This window comes from Aeromonas sp. ASNIH4 (assembly GCF_002934425.1).
Classification (GTDB): Bacteria; Pseudomonadota; Gammaproteobacteria; order Enterobacterales; family Aeromonadaceae; genus Aeromonas; species Aeromonas hydrophila.
Genome location: NZ_CP026217.1, coordinates 4,322,103 through 4,348,136, shown reverse-complemented (window position 1 = coordinate 4,348,136; position 26,034 = coordinate 4,322,103). Strand labels below are relative to the sequence as shown.

The 26,034-nt window shown below is 61.4% G+C and carries 32 protein-coding genes; 12 read left to right on the top strand and 20 right to left on the bottom strand.

Features of this window, described 5'->3' with window-relative positions; all coding sequences use genetic code 11:
• Positions 1-50: 50 nt before the first annotated feature.
• The gene (gene yjgA / locus C2U40_RS20395) at positions 51-575 is read right to left on the bottom strand and encodes a ribosome biogenesis factor YjgA (protein WP_010635921.1); all 525 of its coding nucleotides are present in this window, start codon (positions 573-575) and stop codon (positions 51-53) included.
• Between the two features lie 113 nt (positions 576-688).
• Between yjgA and pmbA the strand changes: the two genes are divergently transcribed.
• Positions 689-2,032 (top strand): metalloprotease PmbA, encoded by a 1,344-nt coding sequence (gene pmbA, locus C2U40_RS20390; RefSeq protein ID WP_011707624.1) that lies wholly within the window; start codon positions 689-691, stop codon positions 2,030-2,032.
• An 85-nt stretch (positions 2,033-2,117) separates the two neighbouring features.
• Here the strand turns inward: pmbA and murA are convergent, their stop codons facing one another.
• From murA to mlaF, 7 genes are read right to left on the bottom strand one after another with little or no spacing between them, the layout of a single operon-like run.
• A complete protein-coding gene (gene murA, locus C2U40_RS20385) occupies positions 2,118-3,374 on the bottom strand; it encodes a UDP-N-acetylglucosamine 1-carboxyvinyltransferase (protein ID WP_011707623.1) in 1,257 nt (418 codons plus the stop codon).
• A gap of 17 nt (positions 3,375-3,391) precedes the next feature.
• Complete coding sequence (gene ibaG / locus C2U40_RS20380) at positions 3,392-3,649, bottom strand: BolA family iron metabolism protein IbaG (protein ID WP_005306001.1); 258 nt, start codon at positions 3,647-3,649, stop codon at positions 3,392-3,394.
• A complete protein-coding gene (locus tag C2U40_RS20375; protein WP_017409366.1) occupies positions 3,649-3,921 on the bottom strand; it encodes an STAS domain-containing protein in 273 nt (90 codons plus the stop codon). The genes ibaG and C2U40_RS20375 overlap by 1 nt, the downstream gene beginning before the upstream one ends.
• The gene (gene mlaC / locus C2U40_RS20370) at positions 3,918-4,550 is read right to left on the bottom strand and encodes a phospholipid-binding protein MlaC (RefSeq protein WP_011707621.1); all 633 of its coding nucleotides are present in this window, start codon (positions 4,548-4,550) and stop codon (positions 3,918-3,920) included. The genes C2U40_RS20375 and mlaC overlap by 4 nt, the downstream gene beginning before the upstream one ends.
• Positions 4,551-4,559: 9 nt before the next feature.
• The gene (gene mlaD / locus C2U40_RS20365; RefSeq protein ID WP_011707620.1) at positions 4,560-5,051 is read right to left on the bottom strand and encodes an outer membrane lipid asymmetry maintenance protein MlaD; all 492 of its coding nucleotides are present in this window, start codon (positions 5,049-5,051) and stop codon (positions 4,560-4,562) included.
• A gap of 7 nt (positions 5,052-5,058) precedes the next feature.
• Entirely contained in the window at positions 5,059-5,838 is a 780-nt protein-coding gene (mlaE, locus tag C2U40_RS20360) for a lipid asymmetry maintenance ABC transporter permease subunit MlaE (RefSeq protein ID WP_011707619.1), read from the bottom strand.
• Positions 5,838-6,638 (bottom strand): phospholipid ABC transporter ATP-binding protein MlaF, encoded by an 801-nt coding sequence (gene mlaF / locus C2U40_RS20355; RefSeq protein WP_011707618.1) that lies wholly within the window; start codon positions 6,636-6,638, stop codon positions 5,838-5,840. The genes mlaE and mlaF overlap by 1 nt, the downstream gene beginning before the upstream one ends.
• A gap of 207 nt (positions 6,639-6,845) precedes the next feature.
• On the opposite strand from mlaF, the gene C2U40_RS20350 reads away from it, so the two are divergent.
• From C2U40_RS20350 to npr, 10 genes are all read left to right on the top strand, one after another.
• The gene (locus C2U40_RS20350; protein ID WP_017409369.1) at positions 6,846-7,841 is read left to right on the top strand and encodes a KpsF/GutQ family sugar-phosphate isomerase; all 996 of its coding nucleotides are present in this window, start codon (positions 6,846-6,848) and stop codon (positions 7,839-7,841) included.
• The gene (kdsC, locus tag C2U40_RS20345; RefSeq protein WP_103828898.1) at positions 7,841-8,395 is read left to right on the top strand and encodes a 3-deoxy-manno-octulosonate-8-phosphatase KdsC; all 555 of its coding nucleotides are present in this window, start codon (positions 7,841-7,843) and stop codon (positions 8,393-8,395) included. The genes C2U40_RS20350 and kdsC overlap by 1 nt, the downstream gene beginning before the upstream one ends.
• Positions 8,392-8,952 carry an LPS export ABC transporter periplasmic protein LptC gene (gene lptC / locus C2U40_RS20340; RefSeq protein WP_011707615.1) on the top strand — a complete coding sequence of 187 codons (561 nt, stop codon included), beginning with the start codon at positions 8,392-8,394 and terminating at the stop codon, positions 8,950-8,952. Before kdsC ends, lptC begins: the two co-directional genes overlap by 4 nt.
• Entirely contained in the window at positions 8,939-9,466 is a 528-nt protein-coding gene (gene lptA / locus C2U40_RS20335; protein ID WP_016352198.1) for a lipopolysaccharide transport periplasmic protein LptA, read from the top strand. The genes lptC and lptA overlap by 14 nt, the downstream gene beginning before the upstream one ends.
• 3 nt (positions 9,467-9,469) lie before the next feature.
• Entirely contained in the window at positions 9,470-10,195 is a 726-nt protein-coding gene (gene lptB, locus C2U40_RS20330; protein WP_011707613.1) for an LPS export ABC transporter ATP-binding protein, read from the top strand.
• 65 nt (positions 10,196-10,260) lie between these two features.
• A complete protein-coding gene (locus tag C2U40_RS20325) occupies positions 10,261-11,700 on the top strand; it encodes an RNA polymerase factor sigma-54 (protein WP_011707612.1) in 1,440 nt (479 codons plus the stop codon).
• A gap of 21 nt (positions 11,701-11,721) precedes the next feature.
• Positions 11,722-12,009 carry a ribosome hibernation promoting factor gene (gene hpf, locus C2U40_RS20320; RefSeq protein WP_005305957.1) on the top strand — a complete coding sequence of 96 codons (288 nt, stop codon included), beginning with the start codon at positions 11,722-11,724 and terminating at the stop codon, positions 12,007-12,009.
• 2 nt (positions 12,010-12,011) lie between these two features.
• Positions 12,012-12,458 carry a PTS IIA-like nitrogen regulatory protein PtsN gene (gene ptsN, locus C2U40_RS20315; protein WP_005305951.1) on the top strand — a complete coding sequence of 149 codons (447 nt, stop codon included), beginning with the start codon at positions 12,012-12,014 and terminating at the stop codon, positions 12,456-12,458.
• A gap of 42 nt (positions 12,459-12,500) precedes the next feature.
• A complete protein-coding gene (gene rapZ / locus C2U40_RS20310) occupies positions 12,501-13,367 on the top strand; it encodes an RNase adapter RapZ (protein ID WP_103828899.1) in 867 nt (288 codons plus the stop codon).
• 20 nt (positions 13,368-13,387) lie between these two features.
• Complete coding sequence (gene npr, locus C2U40_RS20305) at positions 13,388-13,660, top strand: PTS phosphocarrier protein NPr (protein WP_005305943.1); 273 nt, start codon at positions 13,388-13,390, stop codon at positions 13,658-13,660.
• A gap of 15 nt (positions 13,661-13,675) precedes the next feature.
• Here npr and C2U40_RS20300 read toward each other — a convergent pair whose 3' ends face one another.
• The 12 genes from C2U40_RS20300 to C2U40_RS20245 form a co-directional block, all read right to left on the bottom strand.
• Complete coding sequence (locus C2U40_RS20300; RefSeq protein WP_103828900.1) at positions 13,676-15,580, bottom strand: BglG family transcription antiterminator; 1,905 nt, start codon at positions 15,578-15,580, stop codon at positions 13,676-13,678.
• 104 nt (positions 15,581-15,684) lie between these two features.
• Positions 15,685-16,425, bottom strand: coding sequence for a 2-dehydro-3-deoxy-phosphogluconate aldolase (gene dagF / locus C2U40_RS20295; protein WP_103828901.1), 741 nt, complete (start codon positions 16,423-16,425; stop codon positions 15,685-15,687).
• Positions 16,425-17,540 (bottom strand): DgaE family pyridoxal phosphate-dependent ammonia lyase, encoded by a 1,116-nt coding sequence (locus tag C2U40_RS20290; RefSeq protein WP_103828902.1) that lies wholly within the window; start codon positions 17,538-17,540, stop codon positions 16,425-16,427. The genes dagF and C2U40_RS20290 overlap by 1 nt, the downstream gene beginning before the upstream one ends.
• Complete coding sequence (locus C2U40_RS20285) at positions 17,524-18,663, bottom strand: amidohydrolase/deacetylase family metallohydrolase (RefSeq protein WP_103828903.1); 1,140 nt, start codon at positions 18,661-18,663, stop codon at positions 17,524-17,526. Before C2U40_RS20285 ends, C2U40_RS20290 begins: the two co-directional genes overlap by 17 nt.
• A 43-nt stretch (positions 18,664-18,706) precedes the next feature.
• A complete protein-coding gene (locus C2U40_RS20280) occupies positions 18,707-19,357 on the bottom strand; it encodes a DUF4310 family protein (protein WP_011707606.1) in 651 nt (216 codons plus the stop codon).
• A gap of 11 nt (positions 19,358-19,368) precedes the next feature.
• The gene (locus tag C2U40_RS20275; protein ID WP_016352193.1) at positions 19,369-20,145 is read right to left on the bottom strand and encodes a DUF4311 domain-containing protein; all 777 of its coding nucleotides are present in this window, start codon (positions 20,143-20,145) and stop codon (positions 19,369-19,371) included.
• A 40-nt stretch (positions 20,146-20,185) separates the two neighbouring features.
• Positions 20,186-20,482, bottom strand: coding sequence for a DUF4312 family protein (locus C2U40_RS20270; RefSeq protein ID WP_029302025.1), 297 nt, complete (start codon positions 20,480-20,482; stop codon positions 20,186-20,188).
• Positions 20,482-20,847, bottom strand: a complete 366-nt coding sequence (locus C2U40_RS20265) for a glycine-rich SFCGS family protein (protein ID WP_011707603.1) — start codon at positions 20,845-20,847, stop codon at positions 20,482-20,484. Before C2U40_RS20265 ends, C2U40_RS20270 begins: the two co-directional genes overlap by 1 nt.
• Complete coding sequence (locus tag C2U40_RS20260) at positions 20,848-21,210, bottom strand: transcriptional regulator (RefSeq protein WP_103828904.1); 363 nt, start codon at positions 21,208-21,210, stop codon at positions 20,848-20,850.
• A 308-nt stretch (positions 21,211-21,518) separates the two neighbouring features.
• Positions 21,519-22,640: an outer membrane-stress sensor serine endopeptidase DegS gene (gene degS, locus C2U40_RS20255; protein ID WP_011707601.1), complete on the bottom strand. Its 1,122-nt coding sequence runs from the start codon at positions 22,638-22,640 to the stop codon at positions 21,519-21,521.
• 89 nt (positions 22,641-22,729) lie between these two features.
• A complete protein-coding gene (locus C2U40_RS20250) occupies positions 22,730-24,091 on the bottom strand; it encodes a Do family serine endopeptidase (protein ID WP_011707600.1) in 1,362 nt (453 codons plus the stop codon).
• An 81-nt stretch (positions 24,092-24,172) separates the two neighbouring features.
• Positions 24,173-24,553 carry a YhcB family protein gene (locus C2U40_RS20245; RefSeq protein ID WP_011707599.1) on the bottom strand — a complete coding sequence of 127 codons (381 nt, stop codon included), beginning with the start codon at positions 24,551-24,553 and terminating at the stop codon, positions 24,173-24,175.
• Positions 24,554-24,693: 140 nt separating this feature from the next.
• Between C2U40_RS20245 and zapE the strand changes: the two genes are divergently transcribed.
• Positions 24,694-25,788: a cell division protein ZapE gene (gene zapE / locus C2U40_RS20240; protein WP_103828905.1), complete on the top strand. Its 1,095-nt coding sequence runs from the start codon at positions 24,694-24,696 to the stop codon at positions 25,786-25,788.
• Positions 25,789-26,034: the final 246 nt, after the last annotated feature.

Below are 26,034 nucleotides of genomic sequence, written 5' to 3'. Positions count from 1 at the left end.
CCGTTTTATTTCGTACTGTTCATCGCCGGTCGGCGAAGGTGAGTCATCACTTACAGCAGATCTTCGATCTCGCCGCGCAGATACTGGTACATCTCGCGATAGGCCACCGGCGGCTTGTTCAGCTCCCGCTCCTTGTTGGCGGTGCGGATCAGCTGGCGCAGCTTCTGACGGTCCAGTTCGTGGAATTGGGACATCAGCTCGTTGAGGGCGCTGTCGCCTTCATTGATCAGCCGCTCACGCCACTGCTCCAGCCGGTGCAGGCGGGCGTTCACGGTGGAGTGGCGATTCTTGATGATGGAGAGCGCCTCGACGATGGGCTCCACATCGCGGCTGCGCATCAACCGGCCGATGAACTGCAGGTGGCGACGGAAAGACTCGTCCTTCTTCGGCTTGAGCTTGCGGCCCAGCTCGACCGCTTCGGCCAGCTCTTCATCCAGCGGGATCTTCTCCAGCTCGCTGTGGCTGAGGGAGACGATCTCTTCCCCCATCTTCTGCAAGGCTTCGGCATCGCGCTTGAGCTGGCTTTTGCTGGGGCCCCAGTCTTCCCACTCGTTGTCGTCTTGATATTGACTCATCGGTCTCTTGATTCCTGTCATTCACGTTTGGTGGATATGTTACCAGCTTCTCCCGCTGGGCGCAGGGGTCTGATATGCTTAGCCCCTTTCCTTCCTTCATACAGATGTGAGTTATGGATCAGCAAGACCAAATCCGCCAGGATCAAGCCCATCTTGAAGCCGTAGTTGCCGAGGCCCTGGAGATTGCCAAGGGACTGGGCGCCGGGCTTGCCGAAGTCTCCATCAGCAAGCAGACCGGGTTGTCGGTGAACACCCGGGGTTGTGAACTGGAAAGCATCGAATTCAACAAGGACGGGGCGCTCGGCATCGCCGTCTATCGCGATGGCTGCAAGGGTTCCTCCTCCACCACGGATCTGAGCCCGTCAGCCATTCGTGCCGCCGTCGAAGCGGCCATGGAGATTGCCCGGCACACCTCGCCAGATGCTTGCGCCGGTCTGGCTGATGCCGAGCTGCTGGCCTGGGACGCCCCGGATCTGCAACTGTGTCATCCGATCGAGCTGGATCCGCAGCGCGGCATCGAACTGGCCATCGAATGTGAACGACTGGCGCTGGGCCGCGATACCCGCATCAAGCACTCCGACGGCGCCGGTTTCTCCAGTCACCTCGGCATCAAGGTGTATGGCAACAGCCATGGCTTCGTCAAAGGCTACGCGGCATCGCGCAACTCCCTGAGCTGCGTGCTGATCGGCGAGCAGGACGGCGACATGCAGCGCGATTACGGCTACTCCTCCAGCCGTACCTTGGACGGGCTCTGGAGCCCGCAGCGCATCGCCGACGAGGCGGTGGAGCGCACCCTCTCTCGTCTGGGGGCCCGCAAGATCAGCACTCGCCACGCTCCCGTGCTGTTCCATCCCGATACGGCGGCCGGTCTGTGGGGTCATCTGGTGATGGCCATCAGCGGTGGCAATCTCTACCGCAAGTCGAGCTTTCTGCTGGACAAGCTGGGCAAGCAGATCCTGCCCGAGTGGCTCACCATCCAGGAGTTCCCCCACCTGTTGGGGGGGCTCGCCAGTACTCCGTTCGATGGCGAAGGCGTGCTGACCCGCGACATGGACATAGTGCGCAATGGCGAGCTGATGAGCTGGCTACTTACCTCCTACTCGGCCCGCAAGCTGGGGCTCACCACCACGGGCCACGCCGGCGGCATCCACAACTGGCAGGTTTCCAGCACCGGTCAGGATTTCAATGGCATGCTCAAGGAGATGGGCACCGGCCTGCTGGTGACCGAACTGATGGGGCAGGGGGTCAATATCGTCAATGGGGACTACTCCCGCGGTGCTGCCGGTTTCTGGGTGGAGAACGGCGAGATAGCCTATCCGGTCGAAGAGATCACCATCGCCGGCAATCTGGCCGAGATGTTCAGCCATATCGTGGCGGTGGGCAGCGACGAAGATGAGCGCTCCAGCCTCAAGACCGGCTCGGTGCTGGTCGAGAGTATGAAGCTGGCCGGCCACTGATCCCGGCATCAGCGGATTGCAGCCATGAAAAAGGCCCCTCGCAGTGCGAGGGGCCTTTTTGTATCGGCGTGCGCAGGGGCGGCAATCAGCCCTTGATGCGCTCGATGCGGCCGCCGAGGCCTTGCAGCTTGTGCTCGATGTCTTCGTAGCCACGGTCGATGTGGTAGATGCGATCGACGATGGTGGAGCCTTCGGCGACGAAGCCGGCCAGCACCAGACTGGCGGAGGCGCGCAGGTCGGTCGCCATCACCTGGGCACCCTTGAGCTGCTGGGTGTCGCGGCAGATGGCCACATTGCCCTGCAGTTCGATGTCGGCGCCCATCCGCACCAGCTCGGGTACGTGCATGAAACGGTTCTCGAAGATGGTCTCGGTGACCATGCCGGTGCCCTTGGCCACCGCGTTCAGCACGGTGAACTGGGCCTGCATGTCAGTCGGGAAGGCCGGGTAGGGGGCGGTTTTGATGGTGACCGGCTTGAGGGTACGGCCAGTCATGTCGAGGGTGATCCAGTCTTCACCCTTCTCAATCAGGGCGCCAGCCTCTTCCAGCTTGACCAGTACCGCTTCCAGCAGGGTCGGGTCTGTCTTGCGGCAGGTGATCTTGCCGCCGGTGACCGCTGCACCCACCAGGAAGGTACCGGTTTCGATACGGTCGGGCTGGACGCTGTAGCTGCCGCCATGCAGACGCTCGACACCGTCGATGGTCAGGGTGTCGGTGCCCGCGCCCTGGATCTTGGCGCCCAGGGCATTGAGGAAGTTGGCCAGATCGACCACTTCCGGCTCGCGCGCGGCGTTTTCGATCACGGTGCGGCCGTCAGCCAGGGTGGCGGCCATCATCAGGTTCTCGGTACCGGTGACGGAGACCATGTCCATCAGGATGTGAGCACCCTTCAAGCGGCCGTCGACACGAGCCTTGATGTAACCATCCTCGATGGCAATCTTGGCACCCATCAGCTCCAGACCGTGCACGTGCAGGTTGACCGGACGGGCACCGATGGCGCAGCCGCCAGGCAGGGAGACGTCAGCCGCGCCAAAGCGGGCGGCCAGCGGGCCCAGCGCCAGGATGGAGGCGCGCATGGTCTTCACCAGCTCGTAGGGGGCGACATGGTTGTTCACTGCACCGGTCAGCACGGTGACGTTGCCGTTCACCTTGGTGGTGGCGCCCAGCATCTCCAGCAGCTTGATGGTGGTGCCCACGTCTTTCAGACGCGGTACGTTGGAGAGGTGGATCTCCTCATCACACAACAGGGTGGCGAACAGGATCGGCAGAGCGGCGTTCTTGGCGCCAGAGATGGTCACTTCGCCGTTGAGAGTACAACGACCATCGATCTTGAATTTGTCCATTTACGTTTGATACCAAATCAGGAGGGCAGTAGGAATTTACGTTCGCGTTTCCACTCGGCATCAGTAAAAGCCTTGATGGAGAGTGCGTGAATGGCGTTGCTGGCGATCTTGTCCATCAGCGGGGCATAGATGGCCTGTTGCTTCTTGACCCGGCTCATGCCGTCAAACATGTCGCCGACGGCGATCACTTGGTAGTGACTGCCGTCCCCTTTGACATGGACTTCGGACAATGGCAGAGCCTCGAGGAGTATCGCTTCAATTTCAGAGACTTGCATTATGCGTCCTCAGTTGTGAGCGGGGTTGACTGAAACAATCCGGCCACCCCGTAGAGGTTGGCCAGGGTATAAAAATCAGTGGAGGCGCCTACCAGTTGCGGTGTGGCGCCTCGTGCCAGAGCGGCTTTGGCCCATTTGACCAGCAGGGCAAGCCCTGCCGAATCCAGGGTGCTGACATCGCTAAGCTCGATCTGGTCTTCTTGCCACCAGTCGGCTCGCCGTTGCCACAACTCAACGACCTGGGCCGCCTGCAGCTCGCCGCTCAGTCTCATTTCTTGAGTACCAGCGGCTTGGCATTGTGGGCGCGCAGCTGGGCGATCACCGCATCGATGCCGTTCTGGCGGATGAGGCCGCCCAGCTCGTTCTGCTTGGCAGAGAGCAGGCTGATCCCTTCGGCGACCATGTCGAAGGCTTTCCATTCGCCGGTCTTGTTGTTCTTGCGCAGCTTGAACTCGAGGAAGATGTCCGGCTTGCCGGCCTCTTTCACGCTGACGTTGACGGCGGTGATGTTGCTGTCACCGGCGGCCTTGCCCGGCTCGACCTTGACGGTCTGCTTGTCGAAATGGGCCAGGGCGTCGGCGTAGGAGCTCACCATGTACTCGGTGAACACCTCGACGAAGGCGTCACGCTGGGCCGGGGTGGTCTGCTTGATCTGGTTGCCGAGCACCTTGTAGGCGGCGAAGCGGTTGTCCACGTAGGGCAGCAGCTCTTCGCGGATGATCACCCGCAGGTGATCCGGATTGCTCTTCACCTGGGCCTGATCGGCCTTCAGGCGGGCGAAGGTCTGCTTGGCCGCCTGGTCCACTAGGGCATAGGGATCGGTGGCATCGGTGGCTTGCGCGGTCAGGGAAAACAGCATGCTGGTCATCAGGCCCAGCAACAGGGCGATCTTCTTGAACATGGTTACTCCTTACTTGCTGTCTGATTTTGTGTCGGAAGACTGGCTATAGAGGAACTTGCCAATCAGGTCTTCCAGCACAATGGCGGATTTGGTGTCTTCAATCATGTCGCCATCCTTGAGCATGCTGGTGCCCATCTCCTCATCGGTAAAGCCGGGCATCAGACCTATGTATTGCTCGCCGAGCAGCCCCGAAGTCAGGATGGAGAGGGTACTGGTCTCGGAGAACTCGCCGGCGCTCTTCTGCATCTGCAGAGAGACGATCGGCACCTGGCTCTTGGCGTCCAGAGTGATGTCACTGACCCGACCGACCACCACGCCGCCCACCTTGACCGGTGAGCGCACTTTCAGGCCGCCGATATTATCGAAATGGGCGCGCAGGGTATAGGTTTCTCCTTCCGGTTTGAAACTCAAACCTGCCACTTGCAGTGCCAACGCCAGAATGGCACCGATGCCGGCCAGCATGAAAGCGCCAACCAGGAATTCTACTTTGCTGAACTTCATCTTTACCTTATCCAAACATGACTGCGGTGAGTATAAAATCCAGGCCGAGCACGGCCAGGGAGGAGTGGACCACGGTACGGGTCGTGGCCTGACTGATCCCGGCCGAGGTCGGCTTGGCATCATAACCGTTAAAGAGCGCAATCCAGGTGACCACCAGGGCAAAGATCAGGCTCTTGATGGCGCCCTGCATGATGTCATCCTGCCAGTCGACGGAGGCCTGCATGGCGGACCAGAAGCTGCCTTCATCCACCCCCAGCCAGTCGACGCCGACCAGCTTGCCGCCGAAGATGCCGATCAGGCTGAACATGAAGGCCAGCAGCGGCATGCTGATGACCCCGGCCCAGAAGCGCGGCGCGACGACCCGACGCAGCGGGTCTACCGCCATCATTTCCAGGCTGGAGAGCTGTTCGGTGGCCTTCATCAGGCCGATCTCGGCGGTGAGGGCCGAGCCGGCGCGGCCGGCAAACAGCAGCGCGGTCACCACGGGGCCCAGCTCCCGCAGCAGGGAGAGGGAGACCAGCGGCCCCAGACTCTGCTCGGCACCGAAGTCCTTCAGTACGTTGTAGCCCTGCAACGAGAGCACCATGCCGATGAACAGGCCCGACACCAGAATGATGGCGACCGACTGTACCCCGACCACATACAACTGCTGCACCAGCAGCGGGAAGTGCTTGCGCGGCGCGGGTTTGCCCGCCAACGCGTGAAACAACATGATGGTGGCGCGGCCGATGGCGCTGATGAATCGCACCCCGCTTCGCCCCAGTTTGCTTACCTGGCTTGTCAACATCAGAGATCCTGTAGCAGGTCGCCTGCCGGAAAATGAAACGGAACAGGACCGTCGGGCAATCCTTTCAGGAACTGCTCGACCTCGGGATTGTGCTCCTCGCGCAGCTGGGCCGGTGTGCCATGCGCCACCACCTTGCGGTTGGCGATGATATAGGCGTAGTCGGCAATGCTCAGCACCTCTTTCACATCGTGGGTGACGATGACGGAGGTGATGCCGAGGGCATCGTTCATATCCTTGATGAGCTTCACCAGCACCGCCATGGTGATGGGATCCTGGCCGACGAACGGCTCGTCATACATGATGAGGTCCGGATCCAGCGCGATGGAGCGGGCCAGCGCCGCGCGCCGGGCCATGCCGCCGGAGAGCTCGGACGGCATCAGTCTTGCCGCGCCGCGCAGGCCCACCGCCTGCAGCTTCATCATGACGATGGTGTGGATCAGCTCTTCCGGCAGGCCGGAGTGCTCGCGCAGCGGGAAGGCCACGTTGTCGTACACCGTCATGCCGGTAAACAGGGCGCCGCTCTGGAACAGCATGCTCATCCGCTTGCGTACCTCGTACAGGCGCGAGCGGGAGAGAGTGGGGATATCTTCCCCGTCAAACAGGATATGACCGGATTCGGGCTTGAGCTGGCCGCCGATCAACCGCAGCAAGGTGGTCTTGCCGATGCCGCTAGGGCCCATGACCGCAGTGACCTTGCCACGGGGAATGGTCAGGTTTATCCCGTCGTATAACAGCCGATCTCCGTGACTGAAGGTCAGGTCGGAGATGGTGATCAGGTCATCGTTCAAACAATTGTCCATCCGGTGTAAATGAAGAGCGAATTTTATGGGCTAGTCTAGGTCTAAGCAACAGCAAGGAACAACTATTGAACAGCCTGCCTGTCCAGACGCGCGACAGTTTTTTGTAACCAATTGTCTCTCTTTTCAGGTCGGGAAGTATCCGATTCGCTTATCTCGACAGACTTTTTTATAATCCCGCAGCAAATTTCAGCCCGGAGCTGTGCCTTTATGTCTGTAAAGTCTGAAAAAGTGTCTGAACTGTTCGATTTTCGTCGCAGTGCTCGTACCGTGCTGGACATCGAGAAACAAGCGATTGATGGACTCTACCAGTACCTGAACGATGCCTTCGATCAGGCGTGCGAGATGATACTGCGCTGCAGTGGCAAGATAGTGGTCACCGGCATGGGCAAGTCAGGTCATGTCGGAAGCAAGATTGCGGCCACCCTGGCCAGCACCGGCACTCCCGCCTTCTTCCTCCATCCGGGTGAAGCCAGCCACGGCGATCTGGGGATGATCTCCGGCGGCGATCTCATCATCGCCATCTCCAACTCCGGTGAGAGCGACGAGATCCTTGCCCTGTTGCCGGTGCTCAAGCGCCGCGGCATCCCGCTCATCTGCATGACCGGCAACCCGGCCTCCACCATGGCGAAAGAAGCCAACGTGCACCTGTGCATCAAGGTAGAGAAAGAAGCCTGCCCGCTGGGGCTGGCGCCCACGTCCAGTACCACCGCGACCCTGGTGATGGGCGATGCGTTGGCGGTGGCCCTGCTGGAAGCCCGTGGCTTTACCGCCGACGATTTCGCCCTCTCTCATCCGGGCGGTTCCCTTGGCAAGCGACTGCTGCTGCGGGTCGGCGATCTGATGCACAGCGGCGAGCTGTTGCCCCAGGTGGGGATAGATGCCACCATCAGCCAGGCACTGCTGGAGGTGAGCCGCAAGGGGCTCGGCATGACGGCCGTGGCCGATGCCGATGGCCGCCTGGCCGGCCTGTTCACCGACGGCGACCTGCGCCGCATTCTGGACCTGCAGGTGGATATCCACCACACCCCGATCAGCCGCGTGATGACGGTCAACTGTGTTACCGTGGGACCAGAGATGATGGCAGCCGAGGCCGTCAAACTGATGGAAACCAGAAAGATCAACGGATTACTGGTTGTGGATGGCGACAAGCGCCCGCTGGGTGCCTTCAACATGCACGACCTGCTGAAAGCCGGAGTAATTTGATGCAAAACGTACCGACCCTCTATGGTCCGGTGACGCGCAACCAGTTTGAGAAGGCGGCGCAGATCCGCCTGCTGGTGTGCGATGTGGACGGGGTGCTCTCCAACGGCCTCATCTACATGGGAAATGACGGCGAAGAGCTGAAGACCTTCTGTACCCGCGACGGTGCCGGTATGCGGGCGCTGCTCAACGCCGGGATCGAGATTGCCATCATCACCGGGCGCAACTCCCGCATCGTCAGCGATCGGATGAAGAGCCTGGGGGTGCAGCACCTGGTGCAGGGGGCGGATCAGAAGCTTCCTCATTTCGAGGCGCTGCTGACCAAGCTGGCACTGACCCCCGAGCAGGCGGCCTATATCGGCGATGACACCATCGATCTGCCGGTGATGCAGGCCTGTGGCCTCGGCATCGCCGTGGCCGATGCCCATCCGCTGGTGCTGGCGCGGGCTGACATGGTGACCCGACTGGCCGGCGGTGTGGGCGCGGTGCGCGAGGTGTGCGATCTCATTTTGCAGGCCCAGGGGCTGGGTGACTATCAGCCAGAGGCCTCGGTATGAGCAGACAGACCCTGTTGTTCGCCCTGCTGTTCCTGGTTGCGCTGGCCGCCTGGCAGCTCGGCGACATCGAACTGGCGCCGGAGCCGACCACCAAGGTGGAGAATTATCAGCCGGACTTCACCGCCAAGAATCTGGTGACGACCCGCTTCGATGTCGAGGGGCGTCGCACCGAGCGGCTGGAGTCCCGCTACGCGGAGTACTACCAGATCCTCGAGCAGGCCACCTTTGACAAGCCGGTGGTCTACATGTTTGACAAGCAGGGCGAGGCCGAGTGGAAGGTCACTGCCGATACCGGCGTGCTCAACACCGATGACAACGTGATCCTGCGGGACAAGGTGCATCTGGACGGCTTGTTGCCCACCTCTTTCATCTCCACGCTGGATACCCCCTATCTGGAGCTGGATCTGGTGACCCAGAACGTGAGAAGCAATCAGCAGGTCAGCATAGTGGGTAAGGATTTCCAGACCGAGGGCGTCGGCCTGAAGGGTCATCTGGAACGCAAATATTTTGAATTACTGGATCAGGGCCATGCCATCTATTTCAATGAAAAACGCTAATCTGGCCCTCGCGGCCCTGCTGCTGTGCGGCACCGTGAGCGCCAAAGAGTCCGACTTTGCCGAGAAGGTCTATGTGGATGCGGTCAAGCAGGTGGCCGAGATGCAGGACAACCGCATCACCTTCGAGCAGGATGTGACCATCACTCAGGGCACCATCAAGATCAAGGCGGACAAGGTGGTGGTGATCCGCTCCGGCGAGAAAGGTGCCGAGGTGATGACGGCCTATGGCAAGCCTGCCACCTTCTTCCAGATCCTGGACAACGGCAAGCCGGTCAATGCCCATGGCAACAGCATCCGCTATGAGCTGAAGAACCGGTTGGTGACCATCACCGGCAACGGTCAGCTCAAGCAGGAAGACAGCCAGGTCAATGGCGACCTGATCCGTTACGACATCGTCAAACAGAAGATGATTGCCGAGAGCAAGACCCCGAACCAGCGGGTCAAGACGGTGTTCCTGCCGGATCAGGTAGAGAATTTCGACAAGCCGGCCGATCAGAAGAAGCAGGGAAAATAAACCATGGCAGTGTTGAAAGCAGCCGGCCTGCAAAAAAGTTACAAGCGCCGCATGGTAGTGAGCGATGTGAGCCTGGAAGTGGGGACCGGCCAGATCGTCGGGCTGTTAGGGCCGAACGGCGCCGGCAAGACCACCTCCTTCTACATGATCGTGGGGCTAGTGCAGAGCGATGCCGGCCTCATCACAATCGATGATCAGGACATCAGCCTGCAGCCCATGCATATCCGCGCCCGCAACGGCATCGGCTATCTGCCGCAGGAGGCCTCCATCTTCCGTCGCCTGTCGGTGTTCGACAACCTGATGGGGGTCATGCAGACCCGCAAGGGGTTGAGCCGCGAAGAGCGGGAGGACAAGGTCCAGCAACTGCTGGAAGAGTTCAACATCACCCATATCCGTGACAGCCTGGGGCAGAGCCTGTCGGGCGGGGAGCGGCGCCGGGTCGAGATCGCCCGGGCACTTGCTGCCGAGCCGCGTTTTATCCTGCTGGATGAACCCTTTGCCGGGGTCGACCCCATTTCTGTGATAGACATCAAGAAGATCATCCAGCATCTCAAAGATAGAGGCCTGGGCGTCTTGATCACCGACCACAACGTCAGAGAGACTCTGGACGTATGTGAGAAGGCCTATATCGTCAGCCACGGCAAGATGATTGCCGAAGGTGCACCGGCCGACATACTGGCCGACGAACAGGTCAAGCGCGTCTATTTGGGCGATCAATTCAGTCTATAGTAAGGGGGCATCTCTTCATTTCCTGTGACGACTGCCTCGCTGAACATAAGGATATCCCGACGTAGATGAAGCCGACATTACAGTTGCGTCTCGGCCAGTCCCTGACCATGACGCCGCAATTACAACAAGCGATTCGTCTGCTCCAGCTCTCCACTCTGGAACTCCAGCAGGAAATTCAGCAAGCGCTCGACAACAACCCCTTGCTGGAGCAAGAGGAAAATGATGTGCAGGAGACCAGCCCGGAAGAGCCGGTCGATGCCAGCCAACTCGACTCCAGCGATGCCATGTCCCAGGACAACATGCCGGACGAACTGCCGGTAGATACCACCTGGGAAGAGGTCTACTCGGCCGGCACTGCCCAGAGCGCGGGCCCGATCCACGACGGTGAAGACAGCATCTATCAGGGCGAAACCACCGAAAACCTGCAGGATTATCTGCTGTGGCAGATGCGTCTGACGCCGTTCAGCGACGTGGATGCCGCCATCGCCCTCGCCATCATCGACGCCATCGACGAATCCGGTTACCTGACGGTGTCGCTGGAAGATATCCAGACTGCGGTGAGCAGCGAGGATGTCGAGGTGGAGCTCGATGAGGTGGAGGCCGTGCTCAAGCGAGTGCAGCATTTCGATCCGGTCGGCATTGCCGCCCGCTCAGTGCAGGAGTGCCTGTTGATCCAGCTGGGCCAATACTCCCCGGACCTGCCCTGGCTGAACGAGGCCAAGGAGGTGATCCTCGAGCACATGGACTTGCTCGGCAATCGCGACTACCGCACCCTGGCTCGCAAGACCCGGCTCAAGGAGAGCGACCTCAAGGAGGTGCTGGATTTGATCCAGCAGCTGGAGCCGAGACCCGGCAACGGCGTCATTCAGAGCGAATCCCAGTACGTGATACCGGATGTTTCCGTGGTCAAGAAGGGCAACAAGTGGGTGGTCGAGCTCAATCCGGACTCAGCCCCGCGCATCCGGGTCAACGAGACCTATGCCGCCATGGCCCGTCAGGCTCGCACCAGCCAGGATACCCAGTTCATCCGCTCCCATCTGCAGGAAGCCAAGTGGTTCATCAAGAGCCTGGAGAGCCGCAACGACACCCTGCTCAAGGTGGCCAGCTGTATCGTCGAGCAGCAGCAGGGCTTTTTCGAATACGGTGAAGAGGCCATGAAACCCATGGTGCTCAACGACATCGCCGAAGCGGTGGAGATGCACGAGTCGACCATCTCGCGAGTGACGACCCAGAAATACATGCATACGCCGCGCGGCATCTTCGAACTGAAGTTTTTTTTCTCCAGTCATGTCAACACGGAGGGAGGAGGAGAGTGCTCATCGACCGCAATTCGCGCGCTCATCAAGAAGCTGGTCACGGCGGAGAATCCCGCCAAGCCGCTAAGTGATAGCAAGATCGCGGATTTGCTGGCCGAACAGGGTATTATGGTGGCGAGACGCACGATCGCAAAGTACCGTGAATCCTTGTTGATCCCGCCATCCAATCAGCGCAAACGCCTGGTTTAGGCAAAACAAAAGGAAGACGTTATGCAAATTAACCTGACCGGACACCATGTCGAGATCACCGAAGCTCTGCGTGATTATGTGAACAACAAATTTGCCAAACTCGAGCGTCACTTTGACCACATCAACAATGTTCATGTGGTGTTGAGCGTAGAAAAACTGAACCAGATCGCCGAAGCCAAGCTGCATGTCAGCGGGGGTGAGGTGTTCGCCAATTCGCAGCATGCCGACATGTACGCTGCGATTGATACCCTGCTGGACAAGCTGGATCGGCAGATCATCAAGCACAAAGATAAGTTAAATCAAAAATAACCATGCAACTTGAACACATACTGAGTCGGGACTGCACCAAAAGTGCGGTCCCTTGTACCAGCAAGAAACGCGCCCTGGAGATCATCAGCGAGTTAGCCGCTGAGCGTCTGGGGACCTCTCGTCAGGTGCTCTTTGAGTGCCTGCTGGCGCGAGAAAAAATGGGCAGTACCGGGATCGGTGCCGGTATCGCCATTCCCCACGGCCGGATCGGCGACGAGTTTCCGCCGACCGCCATCCTGATGACCTTCGCAGAGCCGATCCCCTTCGATTCCATCGACAATCAACCGGTTGACCTGCTGTTCGCCCTGCTGGTGCCGGAAAGCGAGTGCAAGCAGCACCTCAAGACCCTTTCCCTGATGGCATCCAAACTGGGCGACAAGGCGGTATGCCGCCAGTTGCGCCAGGCAACCAGCGACGAAGAACTCTATCAGATCATGACATCGGCCTGAGATGCAGGCCCTTGCAATGACGCCAAGCGGTGAGGGAACAAGATGCAATTAATAGTGGTGAGTGGGCGCTCCGGCTCGGGCAAGACAGTTGCCCTGCGTGTGCTGGAGGATCTCGGTTATTACTGCGTGGATAACCTGCCGGTCAACCTGCTGCCCCAGCTGATCGTCTCGGTCGAGAGCCAGTATGACAAGCTGGCGGTCAGCATCGACGTGCGCAACTTGCCGGCGAGCCCGGACAAGCTTGAAACCCTGTTGGCCCAGGTTCGCAACGAGGGGCGGGTGGAGTTCTCGAGCTTCTTCTTCGATGCGGAAAACTCCACCCTGCTCAAGCGCTACGGCGAGAGCCGCCGGCTGCACCCCTTGTCACGCAATCAGTTGTCGCTGGACGAGGCGATTCGGGAAGAGACCCACCTGCTGGCACCGCTCTCCTCAACGGCCGACCTGCGCATCGATACCACCAACCTCAGCATTCACGACCTGAGCGAGCTCATCAAGACCCGGGTGCTCGGCAAGAAGGAGAACGAGCTGGTGCTGGTGTTCGAGTCGTTCGGCTTCAAGTACGGTATTCCCAAGGATGCCGACTTCGTGTTCGACGCCCGCTTCCTGCCCAATCCGCACTGGATCCCCGAGCTCAAACCCTTCACCGGCAAGGATGAGCCGGTGGCCCGCTACCTCTCCAGCCAGCCCGACGTGATGCAGTTCATCCTGCAGATCGAGAACATGCTGGCGACCTGGTTGCCCCATCTGGAGCGCAACAATCGCAGCTACGTGACGGTCGGCATCGGCTGTACTGGTGGCCAGCACAGATCGGTGTTCATTGCCGAGCAGCTGGCCGGTGCCTTCCGCCTGCAGGGCAAGAACGTCCAGATCCGCCACCGCACCCTCGACAAGAGTGCACCGCAATTTTGATGGACCAATAGGAAGATCAGATGACCGTCTCAGCCTCGGTGGAAGTGAAAAACAAACTGGGCATGCATGCCAGACCGGCCATGATGCTGTTCGAGCTGGTGCAGGGGTTCGATGCCCACGTGTTGCTGCGCAACGAAGAGGGGGTCGAGGCCGACGCGGACAGCGTGATCGGCCTGTTGATGCTGGACTCCGCCCAGGGCAAGCAGGTGGAAGTCCAGGTGGAGGGGCCCGAGGAAGTGGAGGCCCTGGCCGCCGTGGTGGCGCTGTTCACCTCGGGCTTCAACGAGGAGTAACGCACCTCGGCATGCTCAAGGTGCGCTGCGTGCCAGCGTCTTGAAGGCGGCAAAATCCCGACAAGCCAGCAGACTCCTGCTGGCTTTTTCGTTCATCAGCGCCAGGAACAGATCGTAGAGCCCCATGGCCTCTTCGTAGTCGGCCTTGGCGATGGCCAGCACGAAGACGAGGGTAGCGCTCTCGCCGTTGCCCCAGTCGATCCCCTGCGGGGCCAGCACGGTATAGACCAGGGTGCGGCGCGCCAGCAGACCGAGGGAGTGGGGCAGGGCGATGCCGTCCCCCAGCATGGTGGAGACGATCCGCTCCCGCTCCTGCAACGATCCCCGAAAGCCGCTCTCCACCAGATCCTCGTTCTCCAACTGGCTGCAGATGCGATCAAACAGCGCCGCCTGGCTGAGCGGTTCGGTAGCCACCATGAAGTGGTCGGCATCGAAGTACTTGTCGAGCAGGTAGGGGCGGGTGCGATCGACCAACACCAGCTTGCCGAGCTGCTCCAGCTGGTACTGGGTCGGGAAGGGGGCGACCTGCACCACGGGCACATTCTTCTCGCCGGCCTTGACGGTGCTGATGACGAAATTCTGCTCGATCCGCGCCAGCCCTTCGTAATCCCGCACCGACTCCAGCATGGTCAGCTGCAACTGGGGATACTCCCGCTTGATGCGGGCCTCTAGCACCCGAAAGGTGGCGTTGCCCGCATCGCATAGCAGCAGCGCCTGAGGGCGGCGGGTGTAACCGATGTCGTAGTGACGCTCCAGTCCGACCCCGATGTGGATCACCAGATAGCCTATCTCGTGGTGGGTCAGCCGATAGGGTGTCTGCCTGATCCACTCCGAGATGGCCGCCAGCGTGATGTCGTAGGCGAGGGGATAGTACTGCTTGATGTGGTCCGCCAGCGGATTGTGGCTGCCGATCTGGTATTTGACCCGCAGCAGCATGGCGCTGATGTGGGTCTGCAGGTCGGCTCGCAGTTGCAGATCGCCGCGCAGGTCATAGGGATAGTACTGGTGAATGTAGGCCAGCAGATGCTCCACCAGCTGCTCACTCTCGGCCGCCATGGCCGGGCTGAGCTGAGGGGCATCGGCGGTGAGGCGGGCCTGGATCTGGATGGCGAGGCAGGCTATCTCTTCCTCCCCCGGCGGGGTCAGGGTCGGCAGCTCGTCATAGATGTCGCGGGCAACCGCCAGCAGAGGCGCCGTGAGATCTTCGCTGGCAAAGTGGCAAAGCTCGTGGCCGGCTGCCTGGCGCAGCAGGGCGACGGCGCAGTAGATGGTGAGCTGCTGCAGGCTCTCATCGGCCAGGCGCAGCTGATGACGGCCGAGTTGCTCGTGGATGTGATTGCCCACTACCTCCAGCGTCTTGCTGGGACAGAGGTTGGGCAGCAGGCTCTGCAGCGGGTTGCTGTGCAGCAGCTCCTGGTAAAGCAGCTGGGTGAGGCAGGCGCGGATGGCCGTCTCGCCCCCCTGGATCCGCATCCCCTGTCTGGGTTTGCTGTCGATGGCGAGTCCGAAGTGGGCGAGCCGCTCCCGCACCTCCGCCATGTCCCCCTGCAGTGCCGCCCGGCTCAGATACCAGGTGTCCGCCAGCTCGTCGAGCTTGATGCCCTGCTCCGCCGTCAACAGCAGGATCTGCAGGTGCAGCACTCGCTCGCGGCTGGTGCGGGGCAGTCCGCTCTCCTGCTCCTGGGCCGCCAGCAGCGCCTCGAATAGCTCCTGATTGTATATCTTGAGCTGGTAGCCGCTGCCGCGCTGGTGGATCAGGTGGGCGCCCCGGGTGGCGATGATCTCGTTCAGGGTCGCCACGTCGGTGCGCACGGTGCGGGTGGAGACATTGAGGCGGCGAGCCAGCTCCTCCTGCGGCAGCGGTTCGGCGTGGAGCAGGGTGAGCAGTTGATGGAGTCTGGGGTGGGGCAGCTTGATCATGAGGGGGGAACGGACTCCTGTCGCGGAATTAAAAATCGATGTTAACAAGCTGGTCATTAACAAGCCAGGCACCGGTCAGTAATCGGACCGGTGCCTGAGGGCTGTCAGGCCAGCAGCCGCTTTACCGTGGCCAGCAGGGTACGCACGTCCTCGGGACGGGTCTGACCGCTCGCGCTGTCGATGATGGAGCTGTAGATGTGGGGGATCACCTTCTCGACCCCGGCATCCAGCGCAATCCGCACTATCTCCTCGAAGTTGTCCAGATCGATGCCGCCGGTGGGCTCCAGCCAGAAGCCGTGGCGGGCGCAGGCCTCGGCCACCGCCTGATACTCGGCGCGGCAGGTCAGCCCGCCCATGGGGAAGAACTTGACCGAGCTGCCGCCCATGTCCTTGAGCAGGGCGATGGCGGTGTCGATGGGGACGATGCCATCGGGCTGCTGGCTGCTCAGGGGACCGGTGGAGATCTTCACCATCCCCGGCGTGCCGGTGGGAGAGACAAGGCCATTGACGAGGGTGTCAGACTGGCCGAGCAGTGCCCGGCTGGCGCCGACCCCGGTGAACACCTGGTTGACGTGCTGGGGCTGCAGCTGGTGAGCCAGCTCGGCCACCATGGCGGACTGGCGTGGATCGCCGGCCCCCAGCCCGATGGAGAGGGCGTTGTCGATAAGCTTGGCGTAAGCCTGCATGTCAGCGACGGCGGAGGGCACATCCGGGTAGTTTTTGGAGAGCACGCCGACCAGCACATGGCCCTCGGCGGCCTCATAAATGTCGACGGCATTCTGTCGGGAGCCGGCCAGCACGTTGAGGCAGACCCGAGCGCGGTAGTAATTGGGAGTCAAAGACATCAGTTGTTCTCCTGAACGAGGTGGGCAATGGCGGCATGGATCTGGTCGAGCTGGGGCAGGGTGACGCTGCGCACGTCTATCTCGATGCGCCCCTCATTGGCCTTGTAGCCGCGGCAGTAGATGGCAGGTGTGCCCTGTTGCAGACGGCTGACGACCTGCACTGTGGTCATGCCGATCTGCTGGTGGTCGAAGGCGATGTCGGTGCGGGCAATGTCGCGCCCCGCGCTGTCCCACACCACCTTGGCGCTGACGCCGGGCAGCTGATTGAGGCGCTCGATGAAGGGGGTCATCTTGGCGACCATGGCGGCGCCGCTCTCCTTCTCTTTGAGCAGGTAGCGCTCGATGGCGTGGGTGAGGCCGAGGATCCCCTCCTTGCCCACCTTCATGGCACGGCCGATGCCGTTGGCCTGCTGCTTGACCCACTCCACGTACTGGCGCTTGCCGAGTACCAGCCCACTGGTGGGCCCTTCGATGGCCTTGGCGCCGCTGTAGATGACCAGATCCGCCCCCAGGTTGTAGTAGAGACGCAGATCTTCCTCGGCCGCGGCATCGACGATGAGCGGGAGCCCGTGGGCCTTGGCCACCTCGGCTGCCTCGGCCACCGACAGAATGCTCTTCTGCACGCAGTGGTGGGACTTGATGTAGAGGATGGCGGCGGTATTGGCATTGATGGCGGCGGCCAGCTGGGCGGCAGAGCACTCGTTGGCGTAGCCGGCCTCCACCACCTTGCCGCCACCCAGGTTGACCATGGTGCCGACCGGGGCGCCGAAGTTGACGTTGTGCCCCTTGGGCAGCACGATTTCGCTCGGCACATGGTGGGCATGGGCGTGCAACTGCTCGAGGCGGTAGGGGTCGCCGCGCACTATCACCGCGGCCACCGACTGGGCGATGCCGGCGCTGGCGCAGGAGACCACCACTGCATCTTCCACGTCCAGCAAGCCGGCCAGGTAGGCGCCGGTCTTGTTGACCAGATCCTTCACCTCGAAGTAGTGGCCGAGGCCGAAGTTGACCGCATCGACCACCTCCTGCTCGGGGGTGGAGACGCCGAGAATGGTCATGCGCCCGGAGGCGTTGATCACCGGTTTGAGCTGATATTTCTCATACACAGAAGGCATGGTGTGATTTCCCATAGTGAGTCAGAACCAGTTCGCCACCGACCAGGGCGGCGAGGGGCAGCAACTGCCGATCGCCATTGCGGGCGCCGGCTTCGGTATCGGTAAAGAGGGTGGCGCCGCTGCTCACCTCGAACAGGGTCAGGTCGGCAGCGGCGCCCACCTCGAGTCGCCCCTTGCCGGACAGGCGCAGGGCATCGGCGGCATGGTGGGTGACGCAGGCCAGCACCTGCTCCAGGGTCATGCCGATGGCGAGAAACTTCGACATCACGTGGGCCAGGCTGTAGACCGGCCCCTTGATGCGATTCTTGCAGTAGATGTCGGAGCTGATGGTGCGGGGCAGGATCCCCTGGGCAATGGCCAGCTCCGCCACCTCGAAACTGAAACTGGCGCCGCCGTGGCCGATGTCGAGCAAGAGGCCCCGTTGCATTGCCTCACGCACCGCCTGGCGCAGTTCGCCGGCCGGGGTCAGGATGCGGTTGGGCTTGCCGTTGAAGCAGTGGGTCAGCAGATCGCCATCGCCCAGCAGGGTGACGATCTCGTCCAGATCCGGCGGCGTGTTGCCCACGTGTACCATCAGCGGCAGCCGACCGTGGGCCTGTTGCAGTGCCTTGGCCATGCGCAGCGGCTGCAGGCCGTTCTCACCCACCACGCTGCCGCTCATCCGCGCCTTGATGCCGACGATGAAGCCGGGGTGGCGGGCAATGGCCGCCGAGGCGAGCTCCATGTCGAGGTCCCGGCTGTCGGCCAGCTCGTTCTGGCGCAGCAGGCCGATGCGGGAGATGTTGAGCAGGGCGTGCACCCGGGTCTTGCAGCCAGCGGCGAGACGCTGGAAGTCATCCACGTCGTCGGCCCCGGTGCTGCCGGCGTCGATGACGGTGGTGACGCCGGATTCCACGCCCACCTTGTCCGGCTCATCGTGATAGAGGGGGGAGGCGGGGTAGCAGTGGGTGTGGCCGTCGATCCAGCCGGCGCTCACATGCACCCGGCCGCCGAGATCCAGGCTCTGCTGCGCCGTTGCCGTCTCCGGCAGGGTGCCGAGGGCGGCTATCTTGCCCTCCCTGATGGCGATATCGACGAGCTGGCCATCTCCCTGGCGCCCCGCTCTGATGATGATGTCGTACATGCTAGATGGCCTCTCGAGTGCCGCCCCGCCGGGCGGCGGATGGTTATGCAAGCGCAACCGGGAAGAAGGTACCGAGCAGCATGGCCCCCAGGATGGCGCCGCCGGTGATGGGCTTGCCCCACACGTAGAACAGCAGCGCACCCAGCAGGGAACCGATACCGATCGGGATCGAGGCGCCCATGGCGGAGAGGATGATGAGCGGGCCGAGGAAGCGGCCCGAGCTGTTGCCAGCCCCCATCATGACGTCTGCGCCGTAGGTGGAGTTGCTCTGGTTGATGGTGAACTTGCGCGCCAGGATGATCACGTAGCCGATGGCCAGACCAATCCCCATACCGGTCGCCAGCGAGGCACCGAAGTTCTCCACCGGATAGACGATGCCGGCCCCCAGCAGCAGGGCAGGCACGCCGAGGCCTACCCCGGTTTGGATGGCACCGCCGATATCCAGGATCCCCACCAGGGAACCCTCGATGATGCGGGCAAACAGGAAACTGGCGCCGAAGGCTGCCACCGCGCCATAGGCACCGGTGTCCATGCCGGCCTTGAGCATGGCGACGAAGGCCACCTCGTTGAAGGCGCCGACCCCGTACAGGTAGAACATGTGGGTACCGGCAAAGACCCCGGCCGAGAGCAGGCCGACAAAGATGGGGAAGGACCAGTCGGCGTACCAGAAGTTGTTTTTCAGTTTCTCATCCACGGTGTGACCCCTTATTTACCGCTCAGCAGGTTATGGACGTTTTCCAGCCACAGGGGAACACCCAGATGGAAGGACTCGATGAGTTTCATGTCGAAGCCGCGGAAGAAGCCGCTCAGCACGAACAGCAGGACGATGGCTGCCATCATCACCTTGGTGACATGGTTCCAGCCGCTCTCTTCCACGCCCTTGCCGATCAGGATGCCAAGCACCAGGCCCGGTACCGCGTTGCCCATGATGAGCTGGGCCAGACCGCCGAAGATGGTGGCCCAGAAACCGGACTTCTTGCCCGCCTCAATGGCGGCCAGCCAGAAGATCACCGGCATGACGGTGTTGACCAGCAGGTTGGCAGCCGGTACCAGCACCTTGACCGCGGTGACCTGCAATGCGGCCGGTACGGCGGCGGCCGTGCTGTTGAGGAAGGCGACCACGATGGCACCTATGATGCCGCCGGCAATGGCCATCTTCTTCGGGTCGTGCAGGGTGGTGGCGAGATCCCGGTTCTTGAACAGCAGTGCCGCCGTGGCCCAGTGCGGAATGATGCGGTGGTCCACATCCTGGGTGAAGGCGCCGGCTGCCACGGTGGAAGCCCAGGCGTTGAAGAAGAAGCCAAGACCGAACGAGAAGTGGGAGGCGGGGTCCCCTTCGCAGGAGTTGAGCTCACCCAGAGTACGGAAGGCTCCCATGCCCTGCACGGTCGGCGCGTGGAACATCCGTGCCGCGCCGGCCCCCACCCCGACGCCCACCAGGCCGCCGATGATGAGTGACTTGATAAATATGATTAGAAACATCCAACGTATCCTTCTTGTGGGGTGGTACCCGCGGGCGGCGTCACACCAGGGTGAACGCCACTTGTTCGGCATCCAGGCTGGTGACCTTGACCGTGATCGCCAGCTGGACCCGGAATTCGCGGCGCTGGCGCGGCAGGAAGAAGAACAGGAACTTCTCCACCCGGACCGACTCTTCGGCCTTGAGCACCTGCACCTCAAGCGGCTCAATGCGCAGCATCACCCGCGGGTTGTCCTTGAGCAGCGTTGGCTGCACCTGGCTGAGGGCGGCGGCGAACGCCTGCTGGCGAGTCGGCCCCTTGCCGCTGACCATGACCTGGGTGGTGAAGTCCTCTTTCATCAGGCGCGTCCGTGTTTCTTGGCGAAGGCTTCGATCAGCTTCTGACCCAGCTCTTCCTTGTCCATGAAGCCGAAGCCCAGCACCACGCAGCCTTCGTTGATGGCGGTCACGCCCTCTTCGATGGAGCGCATGCCGTAGCGGCACTTGTAGCCGTACTTGGTCTGGGCCGTGATGGCACCGGCGCCGCCGCTGCCGCAGAAGGAGATGCCGAGATCCGCCTGCTCCTTGTTCATCACGTCACCGAGCTTCATGTCGGCGGCCATGCCGGGGATGATGGTCACGCTGGCGCCGGCGGTTTCTGCGCCTGCCCCCACTTTCTGGCCCTTGCCGAGTCGATCACCGATCACGAGTTTGATGGCTGTCATTTAGCTTTCTCCTTTCACTGAGCTGAGTTCGTTTTCTTTGGCAACTTCGAAATGGACGGACAGCAGATGGGCCTCTTCATAGGCCAGCTTGTCCAGCCAGGCGACGACCTGTTCGGCCAGGCGCAGGGAGAGGGGGGAGATCTCCTCGAACAGGCTGAGATCGACCTCCGGCAGCGATTCACCTCTGTAGGAGCGCCACACCATGGCTTTGACGTGGGAGGCCAGCATCTGCCGCTGTACCTCGTTGGGGCGGATGCCCTGCTCGCCGAGCAGGGTGTGGATGCGCGCCAGCGTGTGGTCGGTCTGGCGCAGCAACGCCGGGCTGTCCGGGGTCTGGTTCTGGTCATGGGTCTCTGTGTGCAAGGTCTGCTCTCCAAGGCTGGCAGAAGGGATAGCGTTACCCTAAGACGGCAGTAGAGGAGAGAGGAGGCACTGTTTTTCCGATTCGAAGCGGAAATTCCCGCACGCCTGGGCTGAAAACGGTGATTTTTGTGGAGTGGAGGGGCAAAGGGCTGCTATCGGGGCCGACTTTGTGTGATCGAGGGCGCACTTGGCCCGTCGGGCCGGGCCGACAAGGCTTGCTGGAAACTGTGAGTCGCCTCACGGATGGGGGAGTGCGTGGAAAGCAAACAGGGGCGGTTGACCGCCCCTGTCGAAGGATATTGGCGGGATCAGCTGGCGGTGGCGGCGCTCGCGCTGGCCCGGTTCTGGTAGCGCAGATCCTCTTCGATGGTGACCTCCACCTCCAGCGGCTTGCCGTCACGGATCACCGAGATGGTGAGCTTGGTGCCCGGCCGGCTCTCGACGATCTTGTCCATGGCGGTACGTACGCCGCTGATGGCCTCGCCGTTGATCTTGAGCAGCACGTCGCCTCGCTTCAACCCGCCTCTGGTGGCCGGACCGTTGGGATCCAGGCTCTCCACCACCAGGCCGCGCAGATCGCCCAGGTTCATCATGCGGGCGACGATGGGGTTGATCTCGACGCTGGAGATGCCGAGGTAGCCGCGGATCACCCGACCGTTGGCGATCAGCTCATCCATGATGCGTTTGGCCAGCTTGTAGGGGATGGCGAAGCTGATGCCGTAGCTCTCCTGGTTGCCGTTGAGGTGGTAGGCGGCGGTGTTGATGCCCACCAGATCGCCGCGGGCATTGACCAGGGCGCCCCCCGAGTTGCCCTCGTTGATGGCGGCGTCGGTCTGCAGCAGATCCTGCCGGCCGTTGCTGTCCGGGCCCATGCTGGAGAGGCCGATGCGGCCGGTGGCGCTGATGATGCCCTGAGTGATGGTCTGGCCGACGTTGTAGGGGTTGCCGATGGCGAGCACCACGTCGCCCACGTCGGGCAGGCGCTCCGGATCCTGCGGGATCACCGGCAGATTGTCCGACTCGATGTAGAGCACCGCCAGATCGGTCAGCTGATCGGAGCCGACCAGCTCGGCGCTGAATACCCGCCCATCCTGCAGCGCGACGATGATCTGGTCCGCATCGGCGATGACGTGATAGTTGGTCAGCACGTGGCCACGCTGGCTCATGATGACGCCGGAGCCGAGCCCCTGTGGCCTGAGTTCGGCCTGATTGCCCTGATTGCGGGCGAAGCTGCGGGTATAGATGTTGACGACCGCCGGCCCGGCGCGGTGGGCGGCGTAGGAGAAACTCAGTTCACGGGCATTGGTGATGAGGCCGGGCAGCTGGGCCCCGCCACGGAAATTGGGAAACAGCAGCAACAGAAGAGCCGCCACGGTGAGACCGAAGCCGACAGACTTGCCCAAGTAACTGACTAGAGGGGGGATTTTCATGTCATTCTCATCCGTACATACAGCGCGCAGAGAATAACACTATCGGTGGATAAAAATCACCCGCGGCGAGGGCCGCGGGTGAGAGGGAGTTAACGGATCACCAGATAGAGGGAGGATTCCCCGCGCTGGATGTTCAGCGCCAGCACATCCGGCTTGTTCTTCAACGCCTTGCTCAGCTCTTCCAGCGAGTTGATGCGCAGGCGGTTGACCCCGATGATGATGTCACCCTTCTGCAGGCCGGAAGCGGCGGCAGGCGAGCGCGGATCAATGTCGGCCACGGCCACGCCGGTCACCGGCTCGGCGGTGGTGCTCAGCTTGGCCCCTTCCAGTGCCGGGTGCAGGGCGCTGGCCAGGATCTCGCTGTCATCCGCCTTCTTCAGCGTGACCTTGACGGTCTGCTCCTTGCCATCGCGGATGAGGCCAAGGGCAACCTGCTTGTCAGCCCCCATGGTGGCGATCTTGGCGCGCAGTTCACCAAACGAGCGGATGGCCTTGCCATCGATGCTGATGATGATGTCGCCAGCCTTGATGCCCGCCTTGGCGGCGGCGGAGTCAGGCATGACCTGGTTGACGAAGGCGCCATCCTTCTTGTTGTAGCCGAAGGTCTTGGCGATTTCGGAGGTGAGCTCGGTGCCGGTGATACCCAGCTGGCCGCGGCGTACTTCACCGTATTTCACGATCTGCTCGGACAGGTCGCGCACCATGTTGGACGGAATGGCGAAGCCGATGCCGATATTGCCGCCGTTCGGGCCCAGGATGGCGGTGTTGATGCCGATCAGCTCGCCGCGCAGGTTGAGCAGGGCGCCACCTGAGTTGCCGGAGTTGATGGCGGCATCGGTCTGGATGAAGTTTTCCAGATTTTCGATGTTGAGGCCGCTGCGGCCAAGCGCACTGACGATGCCGGAGGTGACGGTCTGGCCGAGGCCGAACGGGTTGCCGATGGCCAGCGCATAGTCACCGACCCGCAGTTCGTCGGAGTCGGCAAACTTGATCTGTACCAGATCCTCGGCCTTGATTTGCAGCAGCGCGATGTCGGACTGCTTGTCCTCGCCGATCTTCTTGGCGGCGTATTCACGGCCATCCTTCAGGTTGACCTTGATCTCGTCCGCCTCGTGCACCACGTGGGCGTTGGTGATCACGTAGCCCTTCTTGGCATCGATGATGACGCCGGAGCCGAGCGCCTGGAAGGGTTGCTCGCTCACCTGTTCGTCGGGCATGTTGGGACCGAAGAAGAAACGGAACTGTTCCGGCAGACGCTGGCGGGTGATCTTCTTGCCGGAGACTGAAATGTTGACCACGGCAGGAGTGACTTGTTCGAGTACCGGCGCAAGGCTCGGCATCTCCTGATTGTTCGCCAGCAGAGAGGGCAGTGCAGCCTGTACAGGGGCCGCAGACATGGCGATACCGACACTGAGGGCTAACACACTGAGCACAGAAAGAGGTTTACGCATATGAAAAACAGCTCCCAGAAAAAGTTGCAATGCAATCGTCAAGGTCTGACCACGCTACCGCGCAATTAGTTCCGCAGGGAACTAACTGGACTGCTTGAGCAGACCGGAGGCCCCTGCATAGTCACGGGGTGGTACGCCCGGTTCTTCATTGGCCGGGACATCGCTGCTCTCGTCGAGCAGGGTTTCACGGAACAGCGGCTCCTGAGCCTTGGCCAGGAACTTGCTCTGCTCCGCCATATGGCGATAAAGGGTCTGGTACTGCTCGGCCAGCTGCTCCATCAGGGCGGCGCTGTCGGCGAAGTGGGTATTGATCTGGCCCTGGTAGCTTTCCAGTTCCTTGTGAGCCTTCTTCAGTTCTTGTTCCAGACGGCCGGCATCCCGGCTGCGCACTGTGAAGCGGCCGATGATGACACCGATAATCAAGGCGGCGACAGCCAGCAGGATCCCGTTTAACAGACTCATAGATGCTCCTTGTTACAGCTAAATCAATGTGGGTTGATGCGGCCAAAGCGGCCGCTACGCCTTGATGGCACTATACCGTGCACCCCGAGAGCGTGATACCATTTTGTCCTTCATTCAGGGACTTGAAGGCAATCGACAGGATGACCCCGCAGCAAAAGTATCAGCAGGATTTGCAGCGCCCCGGCTTCGTGGCCGACCCCGCCCAGGCGATGGCAGTGGCCCGTCTGGAGCGACTCTATCAGGATTTATGCCAAACCCCGACTCCGACCAGATCCCGCGGCCTGCTGGGTTGGCTGCAAAAGCCGAAACCCCGCGCGCCCATCCTGGGTCTATATATGTGGGGCGGAGTGGGCAGAGGCAAGACCTGGCTGATGGATACTTTTTTCGACAGCCTGCCGGGAGAGCGCAAGCTGCGCTTTCACTTCCACCGTTTCATGCACCGGGTGCACGATGAGCTCAAGGGGCTGACCGGTCAGGCCGATCCGCTCAAGTTGATCGCCAGCAAGCTGGCCGGCGAGACCGACATCATCTGCTTCGACGAATTTTTCGTCTCCGACATCACCGACGCCATGCTGTTGGGAACCCTGTTCCAGGAGTTGTTCGGCCACGGGGTGGTGCTGGTGGCGACCTCGAACATACCGCCGCAGGACTTGTATCGAAATGGGTTGCAGCGCGCCCGTTTTCTACCGGCGATTGCACTCATCGAGCGCCATTGCGAGATACTTAACGTGGACGGCGGCACCGATTATCGCTTGCGCACGCTGGAGCAGGCGGAGATTTATCACTTCCCACTGGATCAGCAGGCAAAATCCAATCTGGATCGTTATTTTCGGCAGTTAACCGGGCTGGAAAAGGCTCGGGCGGGCAGTGTCGAGATCAATCACCGTCAACTGGCGTCGCTGGGGATGGGCGAAGGTGTGCTCTATATGGAGTTTGAGCAACTTTGCTGTACTCCCCGCTCACAGGGCGATTACATCGAGCTGGCCCGGCTGTTTCACACCGTCCTGCTGGCCAATGTGCAGCCAATGGGGGCGGGCACGGATGACGCGGCGCGCCGCTTCATCGCCATGGTGGACGAGTTCTATGAGCGGCACGTCAAGCTGATCATATCGGCGGCGGTGCCCATGCAGGAACTCTATGGCAACGGGCTGCTGAATTTCGAGTTCAAACGTTGTCTTTCACGGCTTCAGGAAATGCAATCGCACGAATACCTTGCCAGAGTGCACCTTCCTTAGTCACAATACCGCGCCTGCCAGTCGGATGGGCATCTGCGGCAGGTAGGGCCGGGCGACATTTGCTAGCTTCATGGCAGTGAAATTAGCAGGTGATATTTAAGGCAACTTCACTTATAATCGCCTGGCCCACGTTACAGCTGTCGATAAGACAGCAACACTTTAAGCTTTACTTGTATTCGAAGGGGTACAGGTAGGCCATCGTTTGTTGTTTGTGGGAGAGCCCCCATAAGCAATTGGGTCTGTAAC

Coding starts and splice junctions, on each gene's coding strand:
- yjgA (WP_010635921.1), bottom strand. CDS start 575: ATGAGTCAATATCAAGACGACAACGAGTGGGAAGACTGGGGCCCCAGC.
- C2U40_RS20290 (WP_103828902.1), bottom strand. CDS start 17,540: ATGCCTTCTGTGTATGAGAAATATCAGCTCAAACCGGTGATCAACGCC.
- zapE (WP_103828905.1), top strand. CDS start 24,694: ATGACCCCGCAGCAAAAGTATCAGCAGGATTTGCAGCGCCCCGGCTTC.
- kdsC (WP_103828898.1), top strand. CDS start 7,841: ATGCAAAACGTACCGACCCTCTATGGTCCGGTGACGCGCAACCAGTTT.
- lptB (WP_011707613.1), top strand. CDS start 9,470: ATGGCAGTGTTGAAAGCAGCCGGCCTGCAAAAAAGTTACAAGCGCCGC.
- mlaC (WP_011707621.1), bottom strand. CDS start 4,550: ATGTTCAAGAAGATCGCCCTGTTGCTGGGCCTGATGACCAGCATGCTG.
- murA (WP_011707623.1), bottom strand. CDS start 3,374: ATGGACAAATTCAAGATCGATGGTCGTTGTACTCTCAACGGCGAAGTG.
- npr (WP_005305943.1), top strand. CDS start 13,388: ATGACCGTCTCAGCCTCGGTGGAAGTGAAAAACAAACTGGGCATGCAT.
- C2U40_RS20375 (WP_017409366.1), bottom strand. CDS start 3,921: ATGAGACTGAGCGGCGAGCTGCAGGCGGCCCAGGTCGTTGAGTTGTGG.
- mlaF (WP_011707618.1), bottom strand. CDS start 6,638: ATGGACAATTGTTTGAACGATGACCTGATCACCATCTCCGACCTGACC.
- C2U40_RS20300 (WP_103828900.1), bottom strand. CDS start 15,580: ATGATCAAGCTGCCCCACCCCAGACTCCATCAACTGCTCACCCTGCTC.
- C2U40_RS20265 (WP_011707603.1), bottom strand. CDS start 20,847: ATGACAGCCATCAAACTCGTGATCGGTGATCGACTCGGCAAGGGCCAG.
- C2U40_RS20245 (WP_011707599.1), bottom strand. CDS start 24,553: ATGAGTCTGTTAAACGGGATCCTGCTGGCTGTCGCCGCCTTGATTATC.
- dagF (WP_103828901.1), bottom strand. CDS start 16,425: ATGTCTTTGACTCCCAATTACTACCGCGCTCGGGTCTGCCTCAACGTG.
- C2U40_RS20275 (WP_016352193.1), bottom strand. CDS start 20,145: ATGTTTCTAATCATATTTATCAAGTCACTCATCATCGGCGGCCTGGTG.
- rapZ (WP_103828899.1), top strand. CDS start 12,501: ATGCAATTAATAGTGGTGAGTGGGCGCTCCGGCTCGGGCAAGACAGTT.
- hpf (WP_005305957.1), top strand. CDS start 11,722: ATGCAAATTAACCTGACCGGACACCATGTCGAGATCACCGAAGCTCTG.
- ptsN (WP_005305951.1), top strand. CDS start 12,012: ATGCAACTTGAACACATACTGAGTCGGGACTGCACCAAAAGTGCGGTC.
- C2U40_RS20285 (WP_103828903.1), bottom strand. CDS start 18,663: ATGTACGACATCATCATCAGAGCGGGGCGCCAGGGAGATGGCCAGCTC.
- ibaG (WP_005306001.1), bottom strand. CDS start 3,649: ATGCAAGTCTCTGAAATTGAAGCGATACTCCTCGAGGCTCTGCCATTG.
- mlaE (WP_011707619.1), bottom strand. CDS start 5,838: ATGTTGACAAGCCAGGTAAGCAAACTGGGGCGAAGCGGGGTGCGATTC.
- C2U40_RS20250 (WP_011707600.1), bottom strand. CDS start 24,091: ATGCGTAAACCTCTTTCTGTGCTCAGTGTGTTAGCCCTCAGTGTCGGT.
- C2U40_RS20350 (WP_017409369.1), top strand. CDS start 6,846: ATGTCTGTAAAGTCTGAAAAAGTGTCTGAACTGTTCGATTTTCGTCGC.
- pmbA (WP_011707624.1), top strand. CDS start 689: ATGGATCAGCAAGACCAAATCCGCCAGGATCAAGCCCATCTTGAAGCC.
- mlaD (WP_011707620.1), bottom strand. CDS start 5,051: ATGAAGTTCAGCAAAGTAGAATTCCTGGTTGGCGCTTTCATGCTGGCC.
- lptC (WP_011707615.1), top strand. CDS start 8,392: ATGAGCAGACAGACCCTGTTGTTCGCCCTGCTGTTCCTGGTTGCGCTG.
- C2U40_RS20325 (WP_011707612.1), top strand. CDS start 10,261: ATGAAGCCGACATTACAGTTGCGTCTCGGCCAGTCCCTGACCATGACG.
- lptA (WP_016352198.1), top strand. CDS start 8,939: ATGAAAAACGCTAATCTGGCCCTCGCGGCCCTGCTGCTGTGCGGCACC.
- degS (WP_011707601.1), bottom strand. CDS start 22,640: ATGAAAATCCCCCCTCTAGTCAGTTACTTGGGCAAGTCTGTCGGCTTC.
- C2U40_RS20270 (WP_029302025.1), bottom strand. CDS start 20,482: ATGAAAGAGGACTTCACCACCCAGGTCATGGTCAGCGGCAAGGGGCCG.